Raw genomic sequence first — 25,337 nt, forward strand, 5'->3', positions numbered from 1 at the left:
CAACCCGGCTAGAACGATTTGGAGACCTGCACGTACACGCGCGGCACCTTGTCGTCGCCGGTCGTGTCGGCGCGGGTCGTGCGCCAGGCCACGCTGGCATCGACGGTAATGCCGTACGGCGCGCTCCAGAAAAGCCCGAGCCCCGGCCCGCTGCGCGTCACGGTGTTGGCGCCCTGTCCGGGAATCGAGCGGGCGTTGTAGCGCCCGACGCCGATATCGAAGAACGCGGAAAGCGTCAGCGTCGGAATCACCGCGTAACGAAACGACGCCGTCGCGATCAGCCCTTCGTCGACGACCGCCTCGGACGGCGAATAGGCGCGCACCGCGCGCGGCCCGCCGAGTGTGATGCGCGAGGAGCTGTCGAGATTCTGGTTGGCCCACTGCCCCGATACGCCGAGAAAAAAACTCGTCTTCGGCGTGATCGCGTTGAGGCGGTTGGCCTGCATCGTCATGCGTATGCTGTTGCCCTGGGTGTTGCGCCCGGTCGGACCCTGATCGATGGCCTGCGCCAGCGCCGAGTCGATGTTCAGATGCGCGAACGCCAGCTGGATGTCGGCGCTGTTGAAGCCGCCGCCGAGAAAGCTGTCGCGGCTCTCGTACGACAGCCCGACGCTTGCGACGTACAGTTTTTGCGGGTTGTCGAAGCTCACGGTGTCGATCTTGTCCGTCAGCGAGCGATACTCCAGCGCGCCGCGCAGCAGGAGGTTCTGGCTGCGCGAGCGGATGAGCGGATGCGAGACCGACGCGGTGACGACATCGGCGTCGCCGTGCGCCTGCAGCGACGAAAAATTCTGCCCGAGGTAGTAGTACAGATGCGAGTACGCGATCCCCACACGCGTGCCGCTGGCGTCGACCGGCGCGTCGTAGCCGATGCGCCCGTACACGGTGTCGGCGCGCTCGGCGACCAGCAGGTTCATGTCGAGGTTGTCGCCGATGCCGAACGGCGACGCGAGTCGTCCCACCGCGCCCAGCCGCCAGCGTCCGGCAGGCGCCGCGCCGTAGTTGTCGGCGGCGAGCGCGAAATCCCAGCGGCGCGCGGACTCGATGTTCACGTCCAGGTCGACGGTGCCGGGCGCGCTGCCCGACTCCAGCGCCGAGCTCACGCGGATGCCGGGCAGGTCGGACAGCAGCAGCATCGTGCGCTCGAGCTCGCCTTGCCTGAGCGGCTTGCCGGGCTCGATCGCGGCGAGCCGCGCGCGCACGAGCGATTCCTTGATCGGCGCGCCCGGCGCGATGGTCAGCCGCACCCGGCCGATCTTGCCTTCGAGCACGGTGAAGGTGACATCGCCGTTGGTCACGTCCTGCGGCGGAATCACGACCTGCGCGAGCGGATAGCCGCGATCCCGGTACGCCTGAGCGATGCGCGCGGCCATCGCGTTCAGATCGTTGATCGACACTTCCTGGCCGATCCTGTCGGAGACGAGCGCGACCAGCATGTCGGAGGGCAGCGTCTCGTTGCCCGCGAGCCTGATGCTCTTCAGCACGAACTTCTTGCCCTCGGGCACGGCAGGAGGCGCGGCGATCGGCGCAGGCAGCGCGTTCGCGCCCCCGGGCGGCGGCGCGGTCACCGGGGGGCGCGGCTGTTCGTTGAGCAGCGTGCCGGCGCTCGGCACCTGCGCCGTGCCCGGCAGGGGCACCTGCTGCGCCCACGCCGTCAGCGCGCTCGCGCAGGCGAGGCTCACGCCGGCCGCGCGCGCGAGACGTCGCGCGCGCTGCGAGCGCCCGCGCGGTCGCAATGCGAGGAGTTCGGTTTTCATGGCTTCGTTCACTGCAACATCCTCATCGGGACCGGCGCGATACGCGGCGTCGGGACGAAATTCGCGCGATCCGGCGGCGGGTCATCGGGCAACCGAAAGCCGCCAGTTGCCCATCAGGTCGAAGGGCGCCCAGTAGAACGGATGGGCGAACCTGCCGTTGGCGAGCACCGCGAGCTGCGCATCGCGCATGGCGTCGATGGCTTCCTCGCCCTTCGTGAGCGAGCCGTAGAACGTGCGCATCGTGAGCGCGGTCGATTCATCCGCGACCGGCCACATCGACACGAGCAGCGCCGACGCGCCCGCGTAGAAGAACGCGCGCGTGAAGCCCATGATCTCGTCGCCGCGCTCGATGCGCCCGAGCGCCGTCTCGCATGCGGAAAGCGTGACGAGCGCCACCGAATCGAACTTGAGGTTGTAGATGTCGGCCGCGAGCATCGGGTCCGGGCCGTCGGCGGGCTGCGTCGAGGGCGCGAGCAGCACGCGAGAATGCAGCGGATCGATGGTGTCGGCCTGCGCGTGCGTCGCCACATGGACGATGCGGCCCGCCGGCGCGTTGTCGCTGAAGGTCTTGCGCGTCACGTCGCTCTGCAGGAAAGTCTCGCGCTGCGAGAAGAGCGGCCCGATCGCGCGCACTTCGGCCTCGGCGCCCGGCAAATCGAACTCCGGCGCGATGCGCGGGTTGCCGAACGCGACGAGGTTGCTCGCGACATGCTGCTGACGCCGCACGAGCTGCACGGCGATGCTCGCCGAAGGCGCGAGCGCGATCGCGTGGCGCTGGATCAGGAAGCCCTGCGGGTTCTTCAGCGCCTGGAACGGCATGTAGTGCAGCGCGCCGTTCGGCACGATGATGAGCCGCTCGCCGGGACGCAGTCCGAGCGGCTGGATGAGCAGCGCATCGAGCTTCGTGCCGTAGGTGATCGCCTGCGGCCGGCCGCGGATGATCGCGTTGCGGAAATCGCTCACGGCGAGCGTCATGTCCTTGCGCGCGATCGGCAGCGAGAGGCCCTGGATGCCGTCCGCGCGCACGACCCACGCAATCAGGCGGTCGGGCAGGCCGTGATATTCGACGATCGCCTCGCCGGGCTTGAGCGTGCCGCGCACGTCGTCGAGCGAGAGCGTGCGGCCGTTCAGCTGCGTCTCGTCGACGTTGTTCGCGAGCCGGTTGCGCACGACATCGAGCAGCGCGCGGCCGCGGCTTCTTTCCGAAAGCGTCCACGCGAGCGGATAGTCGCCATCCTCGACCACCAGCGCGATGGTTTCCTCGAAAACCGTCTGCGTGTCGGAAAAGAGGCCTGTCTTGAACTCGTCGCTGCGAAAGCGCGCGCGGATCGATTCGGAATCGTCGAGCGCGGCGAGCCACGCGGCGCGCGCCTCCTTTCGCTTGCCGAGCGCGAGGTAGGCGCGGCCCATGCCTTCGTGCGCCCACAGGTTGTCATAGTTCGCGTCCGAGCCGCCCTTGGTCGCGCTCGCGGAGAACGCGGCGAGCGCCTCCTCGGGCTTGTTCTCGGCGAGCAGCAAATTACCTTCGATGCGCTTGCGCAGCGGCGCGAGCAAGGTGCCATTGACATCGGCCGTCTGCTCGAAGGTCGCGCGCGCGCCGGCCGGGTCGCCGCTCGCGATCTGCGCGTTGGTGATCGACAGGAGCACCAACGGCCGATAGCGTGGCGACGCCGTTTCCAGCGCCGCGCGATATTCCGTGAGCGCCGCGTTCGCGTCGCCGCGGCGCGCTGCGATGTCGCCCAGCACCTTGTGCGCGGGCGCGAGCACCTGCTCGGGATTCTTCGCGCCAGCGGCGATCGCCTCCTTCGCGTAGCGCTCGGCATCGTCGAGATCCCCCGCGTAGCTGTAGGCGATCGCCAGATCGCGGCGCGACAGCGCGGCGAGGTTCGGGTTATCCGTCTGCCGCGCGACGACGAGCGCGCGCGACGCCGCCTCGATGCTCTCGCGGAAGTCGCCACGCTCGGCCGCCGCGACCGACATGCTGCAGTACGCATAGCCGTCGAGCTTGACCTGATCGCGCGCGAGCAGCAACTGCCCTTCCTGCGACAGCGTCGCGATGGTTTCGGCATCGCGCACGCGGGCTTCGGCGTCGCGCGCGGCGGGCGTGAGCGGCGCATCTTGCTGGGCATCGGATGCGGGCCGGCTCGGCGCACTCTGTTTCGCCTGGCCGGCCGTGGCGCTCTTCTGCGCTTTCTGCGTGGATGCGGGCGTCGGCACCTTGCGCGCGCCACTCGCGGCCGGCGCGCTCTGCGTGTTCTGCGCGAGCTGCATGGCCGGCTCGCGCAGATCGTTGTAGGCGATCTGCATGCTCGCGGCATCCGGCGCGCACGCCGAATTCAGCGTGGCCGGCGCGTGCTGCGCATGTGCGGCGGATGCTGCCAGCGCGAGCGCCGAAAGCAGCGCGAGCGCGACGCAAACCCGCTCCGGCGCGCCGCTCGCGGGCGCGTGTGCATCGACCTCGACACGGGCCGACGCGATCCGCTCGATCGGTATCACGAATGCGCTCCTCGATGACCGTCGCCTCGCACCGGCGCGAGCGGCATGCCGCCGCCGCGGTGCCACGACTAGACGAACCAGTTCGGCGGATTTGAAAACGCGGCGGCATCGTTCGTCTGGTGCTGTGTTGGAAGGCACACAGAACACTCATGCGAAACGTCGATCCGATTGCGCGCGGCGCGTGCGTATCGCGCCTCACCGGCTTCGCGGGTGCGGGCGGCGCGGCGCGGATTGTCGCGCGGGCGGTCCGGCGCGTCCCCTCGCGCGTGCGTCCGCTCGTCGTTCTGGGCGTGTTCGCCGTCGCGGCATGCAAGTCGCCGCCGCCTCCTCCGCCGCCCCCGCCGACGGTCGTGCGCATCAACGTGAACGCACTCGACAAGGTCAATCCGGATCACACCGGCCGGCCGTCGCCCGTGCTCGTGCGGGTGTACGAGCTGAAGGCGACCGCCGCTTTCGACAGCGCCGATTTCTTCACGCTCTACGGCCGTGACCAGGCGACGCTCGGCGCGGATCTCAATGCGAAGAACGAATTCCTGCTCAAGCCCGGCGACAGTCAGAGTGTCGAGCAGACGGTGCAGCCGGGCACGAAGTTCGTCGCGGTCGTGGCGGCCTATCGCGACATCGAGCGCTCGCGCTGGCGCGCGACCGTGCCGGTGCCGCCGAACCAGACGACCGTGCTGACCGTGCGCGTCGACCGGGCGGATGTGTCGATCGCCGCGCAGCGCGCACCCGCGCCGCCGCCCAAGCCCGCCAAATGAACGCGCCCGCGCGCCGACTTCCAAATTCGTATCGCTCGATCGTTCTTTAAGCGAAGCGCTCGCGCCGGCCGCCGGGCGATTCGCGAGCGGCGCGCGGCGCGGCATCGAAACCAGCGAAGCGGATACGAGCCACCATGACCTGGCACCAACGCATGATCTGGTCCGAGGGGCTGTTCCTCGAACCTCAGCATTTTCAGCAGCACGACCGCTTCATCGAGCATCTGGTGCGCTCGCATGCGCGCGCGACCGAGGCGTGGTCGTGGGGCTGGGCGTCGGTGATGCTCGATGACGTCGCGCTCGGGCTCGGCAAGGTCGCGCTCGCGTCCGCGTTCGGCGTGCTGCCCGACGGCACCGCATTCTCCTTTCCCGACGACGCGCCCGCGCCGCCGCCGCTCGACATCCCCGCCGGCACGCGCGACGAGACCGTGCTGCTCGCGCTGCCGGTCGCGCGCGCCGGTGCCAAGGAGTTCGACCCCGACGGCACGGGCTCGCCCGTGAACGGTCATGCCGACGCGCTGCGCTACCGCACGACCGACACCTCGGTCGCCGATGTCACGACCAGCACCGACCGCGTCGCGCAGATTCGCGTCGGCGCGCCGAACCTGCGGCTCATGCTCGCACGCGACGCCACCGACGCCTTCGCGACCATCGGGCTTGCGCGCGTGCTGGAGCGGCGCGCGGACAACCGCGTGATGCTCGCCGCCGGCTACGTCCCGCCGATGCTCCACGCCCTCGCCGATGCGCGCCTGCTCGGCTACGCGCAGGAAATCGCGGGGCTCTTGCATCAGCACGCGGACCGGCTCGCGCGGCATATCGCCAATCCGGGCCGCGGCGGCGTCTCGGAGATCGCGGACTTCCTGCTGCTGCAGACCCTGAACCGCTTCGAGCCGCAGTTCGCGCATCTGCTGCAGGTGCCGCTGCTGCATCCCGAGCGTCTGTATCAGACGACGCTCGCGCTCGCGGGCGATCTCGCCGCGTTCGACGAGCGCCGCCGCGTGCTCGCCTATCCGCCGTACCGGCACGACGATCTGGCCAGCTCCTTCGAGCCGCTCATGCGCGACGTGCGCCAGTTGCTCGCGCAAGTGCCGGAGCCGAACGCCATCGCCATCGAATTGCAGAGCCGCAAGCCGGGCGTGCGCGTCGCCGTCATCAACGATCTCGATCTGGTGCGCACGGCGGGCTTCGTGCTCGCCGCCAGCGCGCAGATGCCGGGCGAGGCGCTGCGCACGCGCTTCCCGACGCAGGTGAAGGTCGCGCCCGCCGAGAAGCTGCGCGATCTCGTGAACCTCGCGCTGCCGGGCATCGGACTGCGCGCGATGCCCGTCGCGCCGCGCCAGATTCCGTTTCACGCGGGCTATTCGTATTTCGAGCTGGATCGCGGCGGCGAGCTGTGGAAGGAGCTGGAGCAGACCGGCAACCTGGCGATGTACATCGCCGGCGAGTTTCCCGCGCTGGAGCTTGAGTTCTGGGCGATCCGCCACTGAAGCAACCGAGATCAACGCGATCATTGAGGTCATCGAGCAACATGACGAACGACGACGATCCCTTCGCCGGATTCGAATCCGACCAGACGATGATCAAGCCCAATCCCGGCGCGCGCCGCCGCGCGGGGCCGAGCGGCGGCACGGAAGGTCCGTTCGCGCCGGGCGCATCGGCCAGCGCCGACGCACGCGCGTTCGACGCGGCTTTCACGCAGGGCGGCGCGGTCAATCCGCTGGTCGCCGCGTGTGCGCCGCTTCTGCAACTCGCCCCGCGCATCCGGACGATGAGCGCCTGCGCCGATCCCGCCGCCCTGCGCGATTCGCTCGCGGCCGGCGTGCGCCGCTTCGAAGCGCAGGCTCGCGCCAACGGCGTCGCGGCCGAACAGGTGACGGCGGCGCGCTACATCGTCTGCACGATGCTCGATGAAGCCGCCTCGGGCACGCCATGGGGCGCGGGCGTGTGGGCGCGGCAGAGCCTGCTCGTGACATTCCACAACGAGGCGTGGGGCGGCGAGAAGGTCTTTCAGCTGCTCGCCCGGCTCGCGCAGAAACCCGCGCAGCATCTGCATCTGCTGGAGCTGGCGAGCATGGTGCTCGCGCTCGGCTTCGAGGGACGCTATCGCGTGGCGGCGCAAGGCAGGCAGACGCTCGATGCGATCCGCACGCGGCTCTATCAGCTGATCCGCAAGGAGCGCGGAGAGCCGGAGCGCGCGCTGTCGCCGCACTGGGAAGGCGTGCCGACCGCGCGGCGACGCGCGACCGACGTGCTGCCGGTGTGGGTGGTCGGCGCGTTCGCGCTGCTCCTGCTCGCGGCGGCGTATCTGACGATGAGCTTCCGCCTAGGCCGCCTGTCCGATCCCGCGTTCGACACACTCGCGTCGATCCGCGCGGGCGCGCAGCGGCCGCTCGTCGTCACCCAGGCGGCCAAGCCGCGTCTCGCCGAGTTTCTCGCGCAGGAGATCCGCGATGGTCTGGTCGCCGTCGATGACCGCGTCGATCGCTCGGTCGTCACGCTGCACGGCGACAACGTCTTCCGCCCCGGGAGCGCGGAAGTGTCGGCGCAGGTGCGGCCGCTCGTCGAGCGCATCGCCGCGGCGCTCAACGCGGTGCCGGGCAACGTGCTCGTCACCGGCCATACGGACGACCGTCCGATCCGCTCGGCGCGTTATCCGTCGAACTGGGAACTCTCGCAGGAACGCGCCGCGAACGTGCGCGACCTTCTCGCGGCCACCGTGCCGGCCGCGCGCCTGAAGGCCGAAGGCAAGGGCGACGCCGATCCCGTCGCGCCCAACGATTCGCCCGCCGGCCGGGCGCGCAACCGCCGCGTCGAGGTCACGCTGTTCGCGAAGCCCGGGTCCTGAACATGAAGAAGCTCTTCTCGATCATCTTCCACCCGCTCGTGCTGCTCGTCGTCGGGCTGCTGCTCATTGCCGGCGCGATCTGGATCGCCGGGCCGCTCGTGTCGTTCGCGCGCACGTATCCGCTCGAATCGCGCGAGGCGCGCTTCATCGCGATCGGCTGCGTCGCGTTACTGCTCGTGCTGAGACATCTGTGGGTGGCGTGGCGCGCGCGGCACACGCAGGCCGCGCTCTCCTCGGGACTCGCCGCGCCGCCCGAGATGCCGCGCTCGGCCGCCGCCCCGACGCAGGGCGAAGCGGAAGTCGCGACGCTCGCGAAGCGCTTCGACGAGGCGCTCGCCGCGCTGCGCGAGGCGCGCATCACCGTATCGGGCAGAAAGCCGGGCTGGCGCGACTGGGTCACGCTCTCGGGCAAACAGTATCTGTATCAGTTGCCGTGGTACATGTTCATCGGCGGGCCGGGCGCGGGCAAGACCACTGCGCTGGTGCACTCGGGCCTGCGCTTTCCGCTGGCCGAGCGCTTCGGCACCGACAAGGTCCGCGGCGTCGGCGGCACGCGCAACTGCGACTGGTGGTTCACCGACGACGCCGTGCTGATCGACACCGCCGGCCGCTACACGACCCAGGAAAGCGACCGGGACACCGATCAGACCGCCTGGCAAGGCTTCCTCGCGCTGCTGCGCAAGACGCGTCCGCGCCAGCCGATCAACGGCGTGCTGATGACGCTCGCCGTGCCCGACCTGCTCGCCGCGACGCCGGCGAGCGCCGAGGAGATGGCCGCGACGTTGCGCGCGCGCCTGCGCGAGCTGATGCAGGCGTTCCGCACCCGCTTTCCGGTCTACGTGCTCATCACCAAGACGGATCTGCTGGCGGGCTTCACGGAATTTTTCGCGGACATGTCGAAGGACGAGCGCGCGCAGGTCTTCGGCTTCACCTTTCCGTACGATCCGAAGCATCCGCTTGGCGAAGCCGAGTTCGCCGCGCGCGTCGATGCCGAGCTCGATGCGCTCGAAGCGCGCCTCGTCGCGCGCCTGCCCGAGCGCCTGAACGCCGAAACCGGACTTGCGCAGCGCGCGGCGATCATGGGTTTTCCGCAGCAGTTCGCGGCGCTGAAGCCGGTGCTCGCCGAGGCCTTGCGCGCGACCTTCGTGCAGTCGAAGCACGACGAAATCCCGCTCGTGCGCGGCGTCTACTTCACGAGCGGCACGCAGGAAGGCACGCCGATCGACCGCGTGATGGGGTCCCTCGCGCGCGCGTTCGGCATCGGGCGCGGGGTGCAGCCGCCGAGCCCGTCGAGCGGGCGCAGTTATTTCATCGAGCGGCTGCTCACGCAGGTCGTGTTCGCGGAACAGGGCCTCGCCGGATCGAACCTGCAATGGGCGCGGCGGCGGCACCTGTGGCGGCTCTCGGCGTATGCGGCGATCACGGCGGTGTGCGCATGCGCGCTCGCGCTCTGGGGCACGAGCTATCTACGCAACCGGGCGTACGTGGCGAGCGTCGATCAGGCCGCGCACGCGGCAAAGCAGGCGGTGGCGGGCACGTCGGCGGCGAACACGAGCCTCGTCGCGCTCCTGCCGCTGCTCTCGGCGGTGCGCAATCTCGCCTCGACGCCGCAGGTCGATGCCGCGCATCCGCCGCTCGGGATGGAGCTGGGCCTGTGGCAAGGCGCGAAGCTCGACGCCGCCGCGAGCGACGCCTATGACCGGCTGCTCACCGACCTGTTCCTGCCGAAGCTCGCGGCGCGCATCGAGGAACAGGCGCGCGGCGCGAACCCGTCGAATCCCGGCTACGCGTACGAGGCGCTCAAGGCCTATCTGATGCTGAACCAGCCCGATCATCAGGATGCCGATGCGCTCAAGACATGGATCGTCACCGACTGGGACCGCACGCTGCCCCGCGAGGTCGGCAACGCCGATCGTGCCGCGCTCGCCGGCCACCTCGACACGCTGTTCGCGCGCGGCGTCGTGCATCCGAACCTGCCGTTCGACGAGCGCCTCGTCGCGCACCTGCGCGCGATGCTCGCCGCCAGCACGCTCGCGCAGCGCGTGTACGGGCGCGTGAAGCAGCAAGGCGTCGGCGCGGACTATCCGGAATTCACGGTGGCGCGCGCGGCCGGGCCGAACGCGGCTCTCGTGTTCGTGCGGGCGAGCGGCAAGCCGCTCACGAGCGGCGTGCCCGGCCTGTATTCGTTCGACGGCTATCACAAGGCGTTTCTGAAGGCCGTCGATCTGGTCGCGGCGCAGCTCGCCGCCGAGGAGCCGTGGGTGCTCGGCATCCGCGACCAGAGCGGCCTGCCGCGCGGCGATCCCGCGGCGATGCAGCGCCTCACGGAAGACGTGCGGCTGCTCTACCTGCAGGACTATGCGCGCACCTGGACCGAGTTTCTGAACGACATCCGCATCGTGCGCTCGGACAATCTATCCCAGTCGGTGCAGATCGCGCGCATCCTGTCCGCGCCCGATTCGCCGCTCGCGATGCTCGTGAAAGCCGCATCGCGCGAAACGACGCTCGGCGCGAAGCCGGAAAGCGAAACGACCGTCGTCGACAAGGCAAACGACAAGATCACCGCCGCGCGCGAGCAGTTGCTCAAGATCATCGGCGGGCCGGATCCGACGCGCATCGCGCCGGTCGCGCCGGGCACGCAGCTGGAGAGCATCGTCGATGACCGCTTCACGGGCCTGCGCGCGCTCGTGACGAGTCCCGGCGCCGGACAGCCGGCGCCGATGACGCAGACGCTCGCGCTGATCAACGACGTCTACACGTACCTCAGCACGACCGACGAAGCCCTGCAGCAGAAAACCGCGCCGCCGCCCTCGGACGCGCCCGCCAAGCTGCGCACGCAGGCGGCGCGCATGCCCGAGCCGATCCGCACCGCCTTGCTCGATCTCGGCAGCCAGGGCGCGGCGCAGACCCAGCAGGCGCGCCGCGTGAATCTGTCGGCAGACCTGAAGGAGTCGATCTCGGCGTTCTGCGTGCGCGCGGTGGGCGGGCGCTATCCGTTCAATCCGGGCTCCGCGCGCGACGTGCTGCCCGAGGACTTCGGCGCGCTCTTCGCACCGGGCGGCAAATTCGACGACTTCTTCCAGAAGAACCTCGCGCAGGACGTCGATGTCTCCGCGAAGCCGTGGGCCTTCAAGAAATCCGATTCCTCCGCGATGCAGATCAGCCCCGCCGGGCTCGCGCAGTTCGAGCGCGCCGCGACGATCCGCAGCGTGTTCTTCCGCTCGGGCGGCAAGACGCCCGCGCTCGCCCTGCAATTCAAGCCGCTCGACATGGACCCGACGATTCTCTCCTTCACGCTCGACGTCGACGGGCAGGTGCTCACCTACGCGCACGGCCCGCAGATCGCGACGGCCATCCAGTGGCCGGGCGCGCGCGGCTCGGGCCGCGTGAGCCTGCAACTGACGCCGCCGCCGACCAGCGGCGCGGGCAATCTGGCCTTCGAGGGCCCGTGGGCGCTCTTTCGCATGTTCGACCGGCTCGATGTCCAGCCGACCGATCAGCCCGAGCGCTTTGTCGTGACCTTCGATGTCGAAGGCCGCAAGGCGCGCTTCGAAGTGACGGCGAACAGCGTCGAGAATCCATTCCGGCTCGCGGACCTGCGCGCTTTCTCCTGCCCGGAACGCCTATGAGCGACGATCTCGGCGAAACGCTCACCGACGACGGCGCGGCCATCGCCGGCTGGTACGGCAAGCTGCCCTCGCTCGGCGATTTCGCCGCGCGCCGGCTCTCGGACGCCTTCGTCGCGCCGTGGGACGCGTGGCTCGCGCAGCGCGTCGCGGAAACGCAGCTCGCGCTCGGCGCGGACTGGCTCGAGCTCTATCTGACCTGTCCGGTGTGGCGCTTCTTCGCGATGCCCGGCGCGATCGCGCCGACGCTCGCATCGTGCTGGACGGGCGTGGTGATGGCATCGGTGGATCGCGTCGGCCGGCATTTTCCGTTGACGATCGCGACACCGCTGCCGTGCGCGCCGGCGACGGGCGCGGAGATCGGCGCGCTCTGGCAATGGCTCTCGGCGATCGAAGGCGTGGCGCTCGCCGCGCTCGATTTCGATCACAGCATCGAGCGCCTCGACGAGCAGCTGGCCACACTGCCCGTGCCCGTGCTGACGCCGCCGCGCGCCGCCACGCGCGCCGCCGTCCTGCACGAACCGTGGATCGTGCAGTCGGCCGAGGCGCTGCCCGAAGCGCTTGCCCGAACCTTCGCGCCGGTCTGGCTGACCGAGGTCTACGGCATGAGCATGTGGACATCGGCGCAGCCCGCACCCGACGAGGTCCCCGATGCGCCCGATCGCGCGCCCCGCCCGTTCACCGTCTGGCCCGTGTACGGCCTGCCCGACACGGCGCTTTTCACCACCATGCTGCGGGATTGCGGATCATGAACGCGACCGGCCAGCTCCCGGGCGACGACCGAAACGGCAGCAAGACCGAAAGCAACGCCGAAAACGACAAGACGGTGATCATGAGCGGCGCGCGCGCGCCCTCCACCGGCGCGCCCGGCACGTTCGATGCGCCGGTCACGCACAACGTCCTGCCGCCGGGCACGCGGCTCGGCGAATTCGAGATCGTCGGGCTGATCGGCGAAGGCGGCTTCGGCATCGTCTATCTGGCGTTCGATACCTCGCTCGACCGCCATGTCGCGCTCAAGGAGTACATGCCGTCGGCGCTCGCCTCACGCGTCGGCGCGACGCAGGTGCACGTCAAATCCGAGCGCTACGAGAGCATGTTCCGCGCCGGGCTGAAGAGCTTCATCAACGACGAGGCCCGGCTGCTCGCGCGCTTCGATCATCAGTCGCTCGTGAAGGTGTACCGCTTCTGGGAAGCGAACGGCACGGCCTACATGGTGATGCCGTACTACAAGGGCGTGACGCTCAAGGACGCGCTCAAGGCCATGAAAAAGCCGCCCGACGAAGCCTGGCTGCGCGCGCTGCTCACGCCGCTCGTCGATGCGCTCGCCGTGCTGCATGCGGCCAACTGCTTTCACCGCGATATCGCCCCGGACAACATCATTCTGCTGGGGGACAGCCATCGGCCCGTGCTGCTCGATTTCGGCGCGGCGCGACGCGTGATCGGCGACATGACGCAGGCGCTCACGGTGATCCTCAAGCCGGGCTACGCGCCGATCGAGCAGTACGCCGAAGTGCCGTCGCTCAGGCAAGGGCCGTGGACCGATCATTACGCCCTCGCCGCGCTCGTCTATTTCGCGATCACCGGCAAGACGCCGCCGCCGTCCGTCGGCCGCATGGTGAGCGACAGCTACCAGCCGCTCGCGACGCTCGCGGCCGGGCGCTATTCGAGCCGCTTCCTCAAGGCGATCGATCACGCCCTCGCCGTCCAGCCCGCGAACCGGCCGCAGACGGACCGGCAGTTCGCCGCCGAGCTCGGGATCTCGCTCGATGATGCATCGGCCGAGCGCGCGACGGGCGACGCCAAGGACGGCGGCAAGGGCGGCATGAACGGCGGCGGCAGGGACAGCGCGCGGCGGCGCATCGGCTGGATGCTCGGCGCGATGTGCGGGCTCGCGGCGGCCGCCGCGCTGGGCTTCTTCGTGCTGAGGCCGCCCGCACCCGCGCCTTCCGCCGCCGGTGCCGATCGCGCGGCGAGCGGCGGGACCGCGCCGGCTTCGGCTGCGATGTCCGCGCCGGCTTCTGCCTCGGTCAATGCGGCCTCGCCCGCATCGGCCGGGATTGCGGCCCGGCCCGCGCCTGCCGAAGTCGCCGGCGCGTCCGGCTCGCTGAATCCGCCCGCGCCGCCGCCCGCGGCGCTGCCGCCCTTCTCGCCCGCCGAAGAATTCGCGCGCATCGTCGCGCTGGCGGATCCGTCGATCGCCGTGAAGGCGGACGTGCCGCTCACGCGCGCCGTCGTCGGCCATGACCGGCTGCGCTTCTCGCTCACGAGCAGTCGCGACGGCTATGTCTATGTGTTCGTCGTCGATCCGGCGAATCAGTATCTGCAGCTCTTCCCGAACGAGCTCGATCGCGACAATCGCATCAACGCGAAAAAGCGCCTCGTGCTGCCGCGCCCGAGCTGGCCGATGGAAGCGGGCGAGCCCGTCGGCGCGAACCACTTCGTCGCGATCGTGTCGGCCGCGCCGCGAGACTTCTCCGCGCTCAACATGACGCACGACTCCGTGTTCGCGAGCCTCTCGTCCGAGGCGCAAAACGCCGCGGCGGCGCAGCGGACCCTTACGGCATCGCCGTTCGCGGGCGTGCCGGCATGCGGCAGCGCCGCGCCTTCGTGCCCGGTCGCGTACGGCGCGGCGGCCTTCAAAATCGACGTCGTCCGTTCGTCTAAATAGCGAGTCGCGCTTCACGCCCGATGGCGCGCAGCACGGCAAGCCGAAAGTCGTTCAGGCAGGACGAGGACATCATGGCACCACGAGCGCGCGGCCCAGCCGCGGAGTCGGGCAGCACGCCCGGGGTTTCCCTCGCAGCCTCGTCTGCGTGCGCGGGTGCCGGTCCAGGGGCGGTTTCGCGCGCAATCCCGGGCGCGCGGGCCACGCTATCCCTGCTCGCCGCGATGCTCGCGGGCGCCCTCGCCGGCTGCGCGAATTCGCCGGCGCCGCCCGCGCCGAAAGTCGCGCAGGCGCACGCACCCACGCCGGCGCCCGCCGAGCCGGTCGAGGGGCCCCGCATCGTCAGCGCGGCGGCATCGGGGCCGGAGCCGGGCATCGTCAATCCGCTGCCCACGAGTCCGTCGGCATCGCTCTCCGGAGCCGCGACGCCCTTCGCCACGAAGAACGCGCTCTACACGCCCGTGTCCTTTTCCAGCGTGCCCGGCTGGGCAAGCGATGACGTCGCGCAATCCTGGGAGGCGTTCCGGCGCGGCTGCGCGGTGCTGGGCGGCAAGCCCGGGTGGGCGGCGCCGTGCGCGGCCGCGCGCGGTATCAACGCGAACGACAGCGTCGCGGTGCGCCGCTTCTTCGAGGACAACTTCACGGTCTACCAGATCCGCAACGTCGACAAGACTTCGCGCGGCGTGCTGACCGGCTATTACGAGCCGGTCCTGCGCGGCAGCCGCAAGTATGGCGCGCCATATGTCTATCCGGTCTACGGCGTGCCGCGCGACATGGTGTTCCTCGATTCGCGCCGCCTGCCGCCCAATGCGCGCGGCGAGCCGGTCATGGCGCGCATCGAGGGCCGCACGGTGATTCCGCTCGCGGCGGTCTCCACCGGCAATGCGAAAGGCGTCTACGCACTCGAGCTCGGCAGCAGCGTGCCCGATATCCGCGACAAGAAGCTGCGGCTGCGTCTGGAAGGCAACCGCATCGTGCCGTACTACTCGCGCGTGCAGATCGAGCGCGGACGCATCGACGCGCCGGTGCTCGCCTATGTCGCGGACCCCGCGATGCTCTATGCTATGCAACTGCAGGGCGCCGGCAAGGTCGTCCTGCCGGACGGCGTGAGCGTCATCCGGCTCGCCTATGCCGAGCAGAACGGCTTCGCGTTCAATCCGCCCGTCGCCAGTGCATCGACCAAGGGCCGCAAGGTTCTCGTGCGGGGCGTGGAAATCGACCTGGAAGAAGGCAACGTGAACACGCAGAACACGCCGGACCACGCCGATGCATTCGCCTCCGACGACGCGCCTCAGTCGCAACTGTTGCGCGGCGCGGCCGACGCCGATCCTCCGGGCGCTGCCGCAGCCGCCGCTCACGCCGATGCCTCGCCCGAATCGCCCCCCGAGTCGCCGCTGTTGCGCGGCTTCAATCTCGCGAAAGGCGCGACGCCCACGGTGCGGCCGGCGCGCGTGAGCACCTCGCCGGCGGCGACGGCGGCCACTTCCGGCCACGGCGCGCTGCCATCCGCTCATGCAGCCAATCCTCCCGCCGCGCCCGCGCCGTCGCTTGCCGGCGCGGCCCCGCTCACCTACGCCTTCGCGTCCTCGGACCCGAGCTACGTTTTCTTCCGGACCATCCCCGACTCCCCCGCCGGACCGATCGGCGCGCTCGGCGTGCCGCTTTCGCCGGAACGCTCCGCTGCCGTCGATCCCCGCACGACGCCGCTCGGCGCGCCGGTTTTCATCGACGCGAGCGAGGGCGGGGCAAGCGGCTCGCCGGTCACGCGGCTTCTGATGGCGCAGGATTCGGGCGGCGCGATTCGCGGCGCCGTGCGCGCCGACTATTTCTTCGGCACCGGAGAGAAGGCGCAGCAGAAAGCCAGCAGAATGAAGCAGCCGACGCAGATGTGGGTGCTGCTGCCGAAGGGGCTGCGCATCTCCGCGAAGGAATCGGCGGTGCGCGTGCGCGGCGGCCCGGCGATGCCGAGCGCCGATTGCGTCGTGAGCGACCCGGATCTGTGCGTCGACGATACACAATGAACCATGCGCAGCGCGGCGCCATGATGGCGCGCGCGATGCAAACAGGCGTTCAACTCATTTCGCGGAGAGAGCATGAGGTTCCTCGTCGCCGACGACCATGAACTGATCCGCCAGGCCGTCAAGTCGCTGTTGCGCGGCATCGATCCGGAAGCCCAGTTCGACGAGGCCGACAACTGGGACACGCTCGCCGCCGCCGCGCGCCCCGAGGCGAATCACGATCTCGCGATCGTCGATCTGCACATGTCGGGCATGGCGAGCGCATCGTCGCTGGCGGCGCTCCTGAAGGCCAATCCGGCGCTGCCGCTCGTCGTGCTGTCGGCGGAAGAGTCGGTCGACGAAATGCGCGCCGTGCTCGCCGCCGGCGCGCTCGGCTTCGTGCCGAAGCGCGAACCCGCCAACGTGATGCTCAAGGCCATCGAGCTCGTCCTTTCGGGCGGCGCGTATGTGCCGATCGAAGCGCTGAGCCTGATCGGCACGGGCGCGTCGAACGCTTCCGGCGCGGCACGGCCGTCGTCCGCCGAGCCCTCCTGGCCCATCCGGAGCACGCCGGCCGCGCCGCTCGAGCCGCATCACGTGCATCTGATGGAGAACCTGTCGCCGCGTCAGCGCGAAATCATGCGGCTCGTGCATCGCGGCTGTACGAACAAGATGATCGCGCGGGAACTGCAAGTGGCCGAAGGCACGGTCAAGGTGCACCTTTCGGTGATCTTTCGCGCGCTGGGCGTGCGCAACCGTTCGTCGGCGATCGCGCTCATCAACGGCTGGCTGCAGACGGGGCGCTCGCTGTGAGCGCGCCGAACGTGCTCGTCTGCCTGCCGACGCATCACGACGAGGTCCACGTCAACTTCGCCTTTTCGCTGATGGAAACCGCGCGTGCGCTGACCGATTCCGGCTGCGGCTTCCAGACGATGCACGTCGGCTCGTCACACATCATTCGCGCGCGCAACTTCTTCGCGAGCTACTTCGTCGCGCATGCCGAGTTCTCCCATCTGCTCTTTCTCGACACCGACATGCAGTTTCCGCCGCAAGCCGTGATGAAGCTGCTCGCCGCCGGCAAGTGCGTGGCGGGTGTCGCGTATCCGTACCGGCGAGTGAACCTGGACAAGCAGATCGGCGAGTCCGATCAGGGACTTTCGCTGCGTGAGTGGCTCGAAAAGCATGCCGACTATACGGTGCGGCTCAAGACAACGGACGATGGCCGCGCACGCGTGACGGATGGCTTCGTCGAAGCGGAGCACGTGGGCACGGGCATCTTTCTTGCGCGGCGCGATGCGTTCGAAGCCGCGAAGCCGTTCGCGCAATGCTATGCCGCGCCCGAGCAATATCGCGACATGCTGCCCGCAGGCCAGTTCTACGGTTTTTTTGACACCATCGAAGAACAGGGTTGCTATCTGTCCGAAGACCTCTCCTTCTGCCGGCGCGTGCGGCTCGGCGGCGCCTCGGTCTGGGCGCTCGTCGACCAGACGATCGTGCACTACGGCGCGTCGGAAGTGGCCGGGCAATATCTACGCGCGCTGCGCATGCGCGGCAACATCGGCTGAAACGCAAGGCCGGAAAATCAAACCCCGCGCTTCACGCGGCCTCGTTCTCCTGGCTGCGCGGCTGAAGCATCACCTCGAGCGTGCGGCGCAGGCGCGTGGGCGTGACCGGCTTGTGCAGCACCGGCAGGCCGGCACCTGCGAGCGCCGCGAGTTCGGGCGATGCCATGTCGCCCGTGATCATCACGCAGGCGGGCTCGTTGTGCCCGCGCCGGCGCAGCGCCTCCCGCACCACCTGCAACGCTTCGACGCCCGTCTGATGACGGCCGATCTGATAATCGCAGAGCAGCACGTCCGGCACGAAGCCATCGGAGATCGCGCGCACGGCGGCGAGTTCGTCTCGGCAGCCGCGCACGATGCAGCCCCAGCGCGTGAGCAAGGTGCCGAGCGCGTCGAGATTCGCGGGATCGTCGTCGACGCATAGCACGCGGCGGCCCTCGATGAACGCGCTCACCGGGAGTGGCGCGGCCAGGCTCACGGTGACGAGGCTCGCATCGCCGGTTCTGACCGGCACGCGAATGGTCGTGCCGCGGTCGAGGTCGGAGCGCAGCGTCAACTCCTCGCCGAGCAGGCGAGTGAGCCGCCGCACCGTCGACAAGCCGAGACCGTGACCCTGGCGCGCGACGAGATGCGGCTGGGGCACCTGATAGAACTCCTCGAACACGAGCTCGTGCTCATATGGCGCGATGCCGATGCCGGAATCGCGCACCTCGATGAAACAGCGCTCGCGATTGGCGCCATTGCGCACGCCGATCCAGATGGATCCGCGCTCGGTGTAACGCACCGCGTTGGACACGAGATTGGCGATCACGCGCTCGAGCAGCACCGGATCGGTAAAAGCGACGCACACCGTCGGCGCGATGCGCAACGCAAGCCCCTTCGCGGCGGCGGCCGGACGGAACTGCCGGTCGATGCGCGCGAGCAGCTCGGCCAGGAGAAAGTGCTGGGGAATCACCTGGGTCACGCCGCTTTCGATGCGCGCAAGATCGAGCACCTGATTGAACAAGTGATTCAACGCTTCGACATTGCAAATGATGTGCTGCGCGGTTTCGTCTCGCTCGGCTTCACTGGCGCTGCGATCGGTCAGCGCGTGCGCGAGCAGGCCGATCGCATGAAGCGGCTGGCGCAGATCGTGGCTCGCCGCCGCGAAGAAACGCGTCTTGGCGAGGCTCGCCTCCTCGATCGCGCCCTTCTGGCGGGAAACCGTTTCCGCGAGCCGCTGCTGATCGACGCGCGCCTCGACGATGCGGCGAAAGAGCTCGCGATACTGCAAAGCGAACAGATGCACCGCGAAAATAAAAATGGCAAGCACGACGCCCAGTTCGAATCGGCCATAAACCGGCTGCATCAGATGCAGCGCGGTGGCGGGCGCGAGCAGGGTCGGCACGGCGCTCCACAGGTTGAGCAGGTTCAGGCCATTGGACACATACGCGAGCGCGGCGAGCGCGATGAGCAGCACGGTGTGCGCGGCGGCGAGATCGAAGGATTCATTCTGGAACGCGAACCAAATGGAGAAGCCCGGCGCGGTGTGAAGCACCACATTCCTGAGCGCATGCAGGCCGATCCAGCGGCGCGCATCGCACAGGAACGGCCGATAGCGCCGCCATGCCCACAGTCCGATCGCGAGACAGTTCGCAATCCCATAGAAAAGCACACAAACGAGGGGGAGCCGCCCGGCGTCGGGGCGCGCGAGATAGACGAGACTCAGAAGCGCAATCGCACAACCGTGCGTCAGGAAGGAGGCTGGGTCCGCTGCATACAGAGCGCTCGCGAGATCGTTGTCGATGTCGCTCTGCTGTTGATCGCCATGCATTCTGTCATCCCCTTATCGCGTTGACATCTCGGGTGACATCGAAAAATGGGCGGACGATCTGAACCTCGCGTGGCCTGGCCAAGCGCACGATTCGGTTGGTCCCCTGCTGAACAGGTTTACCCGAGAGTTTAGACGACGGCTATTACTAATTCCATATTGGTCGCTTCGAGCGAGAAAACCATACTCATCACGTTGCCACCGATATGGGGGGATTGACGATATGGAGACCTTGACGATGAACGCCGCCCAGGAGAGCGGCGCGACCCCGGTGCTCACCGACTTGTGGCGGCGGCGCACGCATCTGTCGCACGACGAAATGGTTTCTATCTACAACCTCGTGAAGGGCGCGTTGCGCACCTATCATCCGCCCGAGCTGCAATCCTTGCGCGAGGACAAGGAGGAGCTGGTCGCCCAGTTCATCTACTCGAAGGTGCTGCGCCTGGAACCCGGACACACCGAGTCGCATGCGAGCGAACAAAGCGCGCCATCGAGCGGTTATGCCGTATGCACATATTTCAGACGCTTTCTGATCGATTGTTTGCGCAGCGCGAGCTATCAGCGCGATGTGTCGATGGAAGTGGACGGCATCGGTCAGCAGGTGGACGAGCACGCACATGCGGTGGACGATCCGGTCCAATCCGTTCTGATGCAACACGGACTCGATGAGGCGCGCGTGCGGCATCTGGCGCGCGAGTTCATCGGTGGACTCGACAAGTATGAGCAGCTCGTGCTGGCCGGCACCCTCGGCTGGTGCTCGGGCGGCAAGGGCGGCTTGTTCGGAATCGCGTCGCGGCATCACATCCCTTCGTACCACTATCGCGCGGTGAAGCTCGGCGTCACGCTCAAGAAGTGCGCGCAGAGCGAGGACTTCGCGGCAACCAAGATCGGACGATGGATCAGCGGCGCACTGGGCATTGCGATCAGCGCGGACAACCAGGCCGCCATTCTGCTCGTGCTGAATCTGCTCGCGGTGGAGTCCAGTCAGTACTCGCCCTGATGCGGCGCGATGCTCGTCCGAACGCTCATGCGAGGGCGGCGCGCAAATAGTCCGCCGCGCGGCGCGAGCGCATCTCCGCATAGCCGTCCCGCGCGAGCCGCTCGAGCTCCGTGGGCGATGAGATGAGCTGCGCGGCGCGCTCCGGCAGCGAGTCGTAATCGGCAAAGGCGATCGCGTGCGCGAGCGGCGCTTCATCGTGCGCGTCGGCGCAGCGCTCGCTCAGTACGGCGCATCCGTTTGCGAGCAGATACGAAAGCCGCACGATTTCCAGTACGCCGTCCGCGCGGCTGTGCACGTTGAGTACCAGTCTAGCGCGTGCGATGAGCCGGTCGCGCGGGCGTCCGTACAGTCCGAACGCGGCGATCACGTCGATGCCCGCCGCGCGCATCCTGTCGATGACATGCGCGCGCCTCGGGCAGAGCGAGCCGATGAACAGCACGTCGATATCGCGCGGCTCGGCAAAGCGAATGCGCGTGAGTTCCGGCACATAGCCGATGGGCACCACGCGCTCGACACGCACGCCGAGCGCGGCGAAGGCGCGCGCGTTCGCGACGCTGTAGTCCCATACGATGTGACTGCGCAAGAGCGCAAGCAGCTCCGGCGTGATCCACGATGACGATCCCGCATGGACCTGCTCGAGGTTGTAGAGAATCGCGTCGGGCGCGAGCATCAGCCCGTAATGCGGCAGGAGGTTCGAGCCGAGCACGATATGCCGCCGCCCGTCGAGCCGCCCCTCGCGCGTCATCACGCTGTCGTGACCGAGCGACAGCAGCGCGTAGTGAAGCGTTTCGGCTACTTCGTGGAATGCGGCGGAATGCGCGTAGCCCGGCGGCGAAACCACGGTGACGGCGAATTTCATCGGCTCGATCAAAGTGAAGATGCGCCGCCAGGAACGATGCGAACGGCTAGTGCGCTTGCGCGAGCACTTGCCGGATCGCCTGCTCGAAGGTCTCGGGCGGCTGGCCGCCGCTCACGAGGTAGCGCTGGTCGAGGATGACCGCCGGAACGGAGGCGATGCCCATCGCTTCATTGTCGCGCTCCTGTTCACGCACTTCGTCGGCGTACGCGCCGCTTTGCAGGACTTCGCGGGCGCGCGCCGGATCGAGCCCGACTGCGCGCGCCGCCTCGACGAGGATATCGTGATCGCCCGGGTTCTTGCCTTCTCCGTGATACGCGCGCAGCAGCGCGAGCTTGAGCGGCACCTGCTTTCCCTCGATGCCGGCCCAATGCAGCAGCCGGTGCGCATCGAATGTGTTGTAGACATGCGTGCGCGGGCCGAACGCAAAGCCCACGCTCGCGCCGCGCTCGCGGATCATGCGCTGCGTTTCCGCGATCTGCTCGGGTGTGCGCCCGTACTTTCTTCCGAGATAGTCGACGATGGCTTCGCCTTCGGGACGCATCTGCGGATTGAGCTCGAACGGATGCACGACGATCTCGGGCTCGACGACATCGGACAGACGTGAGAGCGCGACCTGAAGCGAACTCAGGCCGATCGCGCACCACGGGCAGGCGATGTCGGAGATGAAATCGATGCGAAGCGGCTGAGTCATGAGGTCTGGATTGAATGGTTTCGGGAAGTGTGCAGGTTAGCGCGAATCGAACGGGTTTGCCGGAGCGATCGGTCGCCGCGGCCGCGCGAGATTCAGCCGCCGTCGCCGACCAGCGTGAATGGTCCCCAGAACGCCGGATGCCCGTACTCCGCGGCATGCTCTTTCATCAGGCCCAGCATGGATCGGCGCAGCGCCTCGGGGCGCATCATCTCGGGATGATTCGCCTGCTCGCGAAACAGGCCGGTGGTGAGCAAGCGCGCCGAGTTCGATTCGACCGCCCAGTTCGATACGAGCACGCTGCGCGCGCCCGCGTAGAAGAATCCGCGGCCGAGCCCGGACACCGCTTCATTGCTGCTGCCGTCGGGGCTGGCGGTATTGCACGCCGACAGGATGACCCAGTCGGCATCGAGCCTGAGCGCAAAGACATCCTCCAGCTTGAGAAAGCCGTCGTCGCCGGGCTCGTGCGTGAGGCCCGGATTGGCCATCGCGAGCGCGGGCTGATCGAGCCCGGCCAGCTCGCCGGCCTTCAGACCATGCGTCGCGAAAGCGACGACCCGATAGCGCGCGAGATCGACACGCTTCACGTTGGCCTTGCTCGCGCGTGCGCCGAGGTACAGGTCGGACTGCGGGTTCGCGCCCAGGGTGCCGGCGATCTCGGTCAGCTCGTCGGCGGTATCAGGCAGCTCCGGCAGCAGCGCGAACGATTGCGCCAGCGTCGGAAGCCTGCGCGGCGCAGCCGGTTCGTCCGATCCCGCCGATTGCTGCGCCTGCGTGACGAGCGGCTGCATGACGTCTTCCATCGCCGACACGTTCAGTTGCCGCACGCCGTCGCGCTTCGCGCCGCGTTGCGCATCGGCGGTGAAGAGCGGATCGCCGAATCCGATGAACGGCGCCCGCCGCTCGTTCGCCGGCCGCATCGTGCGCTGCGCGACGAAGCTGCGCGCCGACGACTGCTGGACGATGGCGACGCGCTTGATGAGCCAGGGCATCGAGGCGTAGGCGTTGCCGTCGAGCGCGGCGCCCGGCGGAACCGGCTCGGTCAGCAGCACGGCGAAAGGCAGCTCGCCGAGCGCGCCATGCGGCACCACGACGAGCGTCGCGGCGTCGCGCCAGAGCGCCGCATCGGGCGCGAGCAGGCGCTCATACAGGTCGTGGGCGGCGGCGACATCGTAGGTCTTGAGGCCGCCGTCGGCGAGATCCAGCGTGTGGCGCAGATGCGTGACCTCGTGCGCGAGCGCGGCGCTGGAAACCGGCAGCACGCGCCAGTTCATGCCGGCGGGCGTGATGGTCCATACATAGGTCTGACGCTCGCCGCTATAGATCGAGATCAGCGCTTCGCCCGGGCGCAGCACGCGCCGGATGTCGGCGGGCGTCGCGGGCTGCGGATTGATGAGCCTCGCGTAGTCGGGATAACGCCGCGCGATCTCCTCGCGAAGCGAGGTCTGCTCCTCCGACAGCTTCGCGAGCTGTTCACGCAGCGAGCTCATCGATTGATCCGATTGCTGCCGGCCCGAGATGGCATCCTCGAGCAGCCGGGTCAGCACGCGGATGTGGTTGGCGTCGTCCTGCTCGCGGCGCGCGAGCTCCGCGAGTTCGGCATCGGGAAGCTGGGCGCGCGCCACGCTGAACGCGACCGCCTGCTGCACCGATGAATCGCGCGCGATATCCGCAATCCTGAACGCTTCCTCCGCCCCGTTCTGCTGCACCTGATCGACGCGGTTCAAACGCCCCAACACTTCGAGGTAGGCATCGAGAATCAGCCGCAGACGGTAAATCTGCAAGTAGCCACGCGCCGTGCCGTCGGCCCTGTCTCTCATTTGCTGAAGCAGCACGGGAAGCGCCTCCCGGAAGTAGGCGAGCGCGAGTTCGTCGTCACCGTGCTGAGCCAGGGCGACACCGAGGTACGCCCGCGCATTGGCGAGCGATAAGGGCGGCGTGAAGGACCTGCTGACCAGGTACTGGATAGTGCCTCGGAGCATCGCGGACGCCTCGTCGGCGTGACCGGTCCTGATCAGCGCCATCGCCCATTCGATGTGCCTCACGCCGCGCCGCTTGTCGCGGTCCGGGTAGGTTCGTATTCCCTCCGCCCGCAGTCGAAAAACCTCTGCTGCGTCCTTCCAGCGTCCCTGCATGTTGCGAATCGTACCGAGCCGCGCGCGCCGTTCGTCCAGCCCCGGCGAATAAGACGCGACATCCGACTTTGCGATCGCCTTCAGCGCCAGTTCCTCGTAGCGCGCGGCATCGTCGAGCTCGCCGCGGTCCTGCTTGATCCACGCAAGATTATCGAGCGCGCGACTCGTTTCCAGCGTGGCGAACGCGTAAGTCGCAAGCGACTTGCTCAGGGCTTCGTCGGCATAGTATTCCGCCTCGCCCCATTTCCCTTGCGTCTGGAGGATGGAAGACAACGCGAGCGTGCGCTGAATGACGAGCCTTTTCACGACTCTCTGATCGCGCGGTCCGGCAAACTGCACAAGATAGCGCTCGGTGGACAGCAGACTCGAGCGCCGCAACTTCTCGGCCTCGGCGAAGCTGCCGTGAATCTCCTGGAGCAATCCGGCGGTCGCATCGAAACCGCCTTCGACGAGGTCGTGAAGCTTGGCCCAGTCGCCTCGCCGCTTGATGTCCGGCAAGACCTCGGAGGCGCGATTGAACGCCTGGACCGCGTCATCGACCATGCCCAGCGGAACGTAGGACGATGCCATGAGCAGCTGGACATCGGCGTATCGGCGGATGTTTTGCGGGCGCCATTCCGATGCCATCGAACCCGTCATCTCGATGGCCGCGAAGTAGTCGCCGTAACTCTGGTAAGCGCTGACGAGATCGACCTCGACGCGCCAGCGCTGACACCATTGGCCGGATGCATCGAAGTCGGACGGCGGCATCGAGTCGACCGGCGTGGGACTGCTCGGCTCGGCGCGCCGACGCGTCTTCCCGAAAGCGGCGACGCGGCCCGGACGGTCGCCCGGCGGCGACAACTGGTACGCCTCTCGCAGATCCGCGATGGCGTGTTCGTAGTGTCCGAGCCGCGCATTGGCGACGCCGCGCTTATGCAGTGCGCTGCAACGGCTCGGCGCGTCGGCGTCCTCGGGCACCGGCAGATCGGCGTGCCGCTGCAGCTCGGCGATCGTCGCGCGATCTTCCGGCTGCCAGTCGTCATTCGTGTCCACTGATCCTTGCGCGAACGCGACCGCGCCGGCCACTGACAGCAGGACCGCGCCAAGCAGCCGGGGCAGCGTCGCGTACGAGGGCCGGGGCATGGCGTTGTCGCGTCGGC

Annotated in this window: 16 protein-coding genes; 10 read left to right on the forward strand and 6 right to left on the reverse strand. The window is 68.5% G+C overall.

The window, feature by feature from the left end:
* Positions 1-8: 8 nt before the first annotated feature.
* The gene (locus AWB83_RS06010) at positions 9-1,757 is read right to left on the reverse strand and encodes a ShlB/FhaC/HecB family hemolysin secretion/activation protein (protein ID WP_087043440.1); all 1,749 of its coding nucleotides are present in this window, start codon (positions 1,755-1,757) and stop codon (positions 9-11) included.
* An 81-nt stretch (positions 1,758-1,838) separates the two neighbouring features.
* A complete protein-coding gene (locus AWB83_RS06015) occupies positions 1,839-4,253 on the reverse strand; it encodes a CHAT domain-containing protein (protein ID WP_244197597.1) in 2,415 nt (804 codons plus the stop codon).
* A gap of 149 nt (positions 4,254-4,402) precedes the next feature.
* Between AWB83_RS06015 and tssJ the strand changes: the two genes are divergently transcribed.
* The 9 genes from tssJ to AWB83_RS36935 all read left to right on the forward strand — a co-directional run bounded on the left by tssJ (position 4,403) and on the right by AWB83_RS36935 (position 17,706).
* On the forward strand, positions 4,403-5,011 hold the full coding sequence (gene tssJ / locus AWB83_RS06020) for a type VI secretion system lipoprotein TssJ (RefSeq protein WP_087043357.1): 609 nt from the start codon (positions 4,403-4,405) through the stop codon (positions 5,009-5,011).
* 134 nt (positions 5,012-5,145) lie between these two features.
* On the forward strand, positions 5,146-6,495 hold the full coding sequence (gene tssK / locus AWB83_RS06025; RefSeq protein WP_087043359.1) for a type VI secretion system baseplate subunit TssK: 1,350 nt from the start codon (positions 5,146-5,148) through the stop codon (positions 6,493-6,495).
* A gap of 41 nt (positions 6,496-6,536) precedes the next feature.
* A complete protein-coding gene (locus AWB83_RS06030) occupies positions 6,537-7,853 on the forward strand; it encodes a DotU family type VI secretion system protein (protein ID WP_087043361.1) in 1,317 nt (438 codons plus the stop codon).
* A gap of 2 nt (positions 7,854-7,855) precedes the next feature.
* On the forward strand, positions 7,856-11,482 hold the full coding sequence (tssM, locus tag AWB83_RS06035) for a type VI secretion system membrane subunit TssM (protein ID WP_087043362.1): 3,627 nt from the start codon (positions 7,856-7,858) through the stop codon (positions 11,480-11,482).
* The gene (gene tagF / locus AWB83_RS06040; RefSeq protein ID WP_087043364.1) at positions 11,479-12,231 is read left to right on the forward strand and encodes a type VI secretion system-associated protein TagF; all 753 of its coding nucleotides are present in this window, start codon (positions 11,479-11,481) and stop codon (positions 12,229-12,231) included. The genes tssM and tagF overlap by 4 nt, the downstream gene beginning before the upstream one ends.
* Positions 12,228-14,147, forward strand: a complete 1,920-nt coding sequence (locus AWB83_RS06045) for a serine/threonine-protein kinase (RefSeq protein ID WP_087043366.1) — start codon at positions 12,228-12,230, stop codon at positions 14,145-14,147. Before tagF ends, AWB83_RS06045 begins: the two co-directional genes overlap by 4 nt.
* Positions 14,148-14,218: 71 nt before the next feature.
* The gene (mltA, locus tag AWB83_RS06050) at positions 14,219-16,165 is read left to right on the forward strand and encodes a murein transglycosylase A (protein WP_167389078.1); all 1,947 of its coding nucleotides are present in this window, start codon (positions 14,219-14,221) and stop codon (positions 16,163-16,165) included.
* 72 nt (positions 16,166-16,237) lie between these two features.
* Positions 16,238-16,954, forward strand: a complete 717-nt coding sequence (locus tag AWB83_RS06055; RefSeq protein WP_087043368.1) for a response regulator transcription factor — start codon at positions 16,238-16,240, stop codon at positions 16,952-16,954.
* On the forward strand, positions 16,951-17,706 hold the full coding sequence (locus tag AWB83_RS36935) for a glycosyltransferase family 2 protein (RefSeq protein WP_244197598.1): 756 nt from the start codon (positions 16,951-16,953) through the stop codon (positions 17,704-17,706). The genes AWB83_RS06055 and AWB83_RS36935 overlap by 4 nt, the downstream gene beginning before the upstream one ends.
* Positions 17,707-17,737: 31 nt before the next feature.
* Here the strand turns inward: AWB83_RS36935 and AWB83_RS06065 are convergent, their stop codons facing one another.
* Complete coding sequence (locus tag AWB83_RS06065; RefSeq protein WP_087043370.1) at positions 17,738-19,516, reverse strand: ATP-binding response regulator; 1,779 nt, start codon at positions 19,514-19,516, stop codon at positions 17,738-17,740.
* Positions 19,517-19,751: 235 nt separating this feature from the next.
* On the opposite strand from AWB83_RS06065, the gene AWB83_RS06070 reads away from it, so the two are divergent.
* Positions 19,752-20,513, forward strand: coding sequence for a hypothetical protein (locus AWB83_RS06070; protein WP_087043443.1), 762 nt, complete (start codon positions 19,752-19,754; stop codon positions 20,511-20,513).
* A gap of 25 nt (positions 20,514-20,538) precedes the next feature.
* Here AWB83_RS06070 and AWB83_RS06075 read toward each other — a convergent pair whose 3' ends face one another.
* The 3 genes from AWB83_RS06075 to AWB83_RS06085 all read right to left on the reverse strand — a co-directional run bounded on the left by AWB83_RS06075 (position 20,539) and on the right by AWB83_RS06085 (position 25,320).
* On the reverse strand, positions 20,539-21,372 hold the full coding sequence (locus AWB83_RS06075; RefSeq protein ID WP_087043444.1) for a glycosyltransferase family protein: 834 nt from the start codon (positions 21,370-21,372) through the stop codon (positions 20,539-20,541).
* Positions 21,373-21,418: 46 nt separating this feature from the next.
* The gene (locus AWB83_RS06080) at positions 21,419-22,063 is read right to left on the reverse strand and encodes a DsbA family oxidoreductase (RefSeq protein WP_087043372.1); all 645 of its coding nucleotides are present in this window, start codon (positions 22,061-22,063) and stop codon (positions 21,419-21,421) included.
* A gap of 92 nt (positions 22,064-22,155) precedes the next feature.
* Positions 22,156-25,320, reverse strand: a complete 3,165-nt coding sequence (locus AWB83_RS06085; protein WP_087043374.1) for a CHAT domain-containing protein — start codon at positions 25,318-25,320, stop codon at positions 22,156-22,158.
* Between the last annotated feature and the right edge of the window lie 17 nt (positions 25,321-25,337).

Source organism: Caballeronia ptereochthonis, from assembly GCF_001545075.1.
Lineage (GTDB): Bacteria > Pseudomonadota > Gammaproteobacteria > Burkholderiales > Burkholderiaceae > Caballeronia > Caballeronia ptereochthonis.

Excerpts from the sequence above, each read along its gene's own strand:
- tssJ (WP_087043357.1), top strand. The coding sequence starts at position 4,403 with ATGCGAAACGTCGATCCGATTGCGCGCGGCGCGTGCGTATCGCGCCTC.
- AWB83_RS06030 (WP_087043361.1), top strand. The coding sequence starts at position 6,537 with ATGACGAACGACGACGATCCCTTCGCCGGATTCGAATCCGACCAGACG.
- AWB83_RS06085 (WP_087043374.1), bottom strand. The coding sequence starts at position 25,320 with ATGCCCCGGCCCTCGTACGCGACGCTGCCCCGGCTGCTTGGCGCGGTC.
- AWB83_RS06010 (WP_087043440.1), bottom strand. The coding sequence starts at position 1,757 with ATGAAAACCGAACTCCTCGCATTGCGACCGCGCGGGCGCTCGCAGCGC.
- AWB83_RS06055 (WP_087043368.1), top strand. The coding sequence starts at position 16,238 with ATGAGGTTCCTCGTCGCCGACGACCATGAACTGATCCGCCAGGCCGTC.
- AWB83_RS06080 (WP_087043372.1), bottom strand. The coding sequence starts at position 22,063 with ATGACTCAGCCGCTTCGCATCGATTTCATCTCCGACATCGCCTGCCCG.
- AWB83_RS06070 (WP_087043443.1), top strand. The coding sequence starts at position 19,752 with ATGAACGCCGCCCAGGAGAGCGGCGCGACCCCGGTGCTCACCGACTTG.
- AWB83_RS06045 (WP_087043366.1), top strand. The coding sequence starts at position 12,228 with ATGAACGCGACCGGCCAGCTCCCGGGCGACGACCGAAACGGCAGCAAG.
- tssM (WP_087043362.1), top strand. The coding sequence starts at position 7,856 with ATGAAGAAGCTCTTCTCGATCATCTTCCACCCGCTCGTGCTGCTCGTC.
- tagF (WP_087043364.1), top strand. The coding sequence starts at position 11,479 with ATGAGCGACGATCTCGGCGAAACGCTCACCGACGACGGCGCGGCCATC.
- mltA (WP_167389078.1), top strand. The coding sequence starts at position 14,219 with ATGGCACCACGAGCGCGCGGCCCAGCCGCGGAGTCGGGCAGCACGCCC.
- AWB83_RS06065 (WP_087043370.1), bottom strand. The coding sequence starts at position 19,516 with ATGCATGGCGATCAACAGCAGAGCGACATCGACAACGATCTCGCGAGC.
- tssK (WP_087043359.1), top strand. The coding sequence starts at position 5,146 with ATGACCTGGCACCAACGCATGATCTGGTCCGAGGGGCTGTTCCTCGAA.
- AWB83_RS06075 (WP_087043444.1), bottom strand. The coding sequence starts at position 21,372 with ATGAAATTCGCCGTCACCGTGGTTTCGCCGCCGGGCTACGCGCATTCC.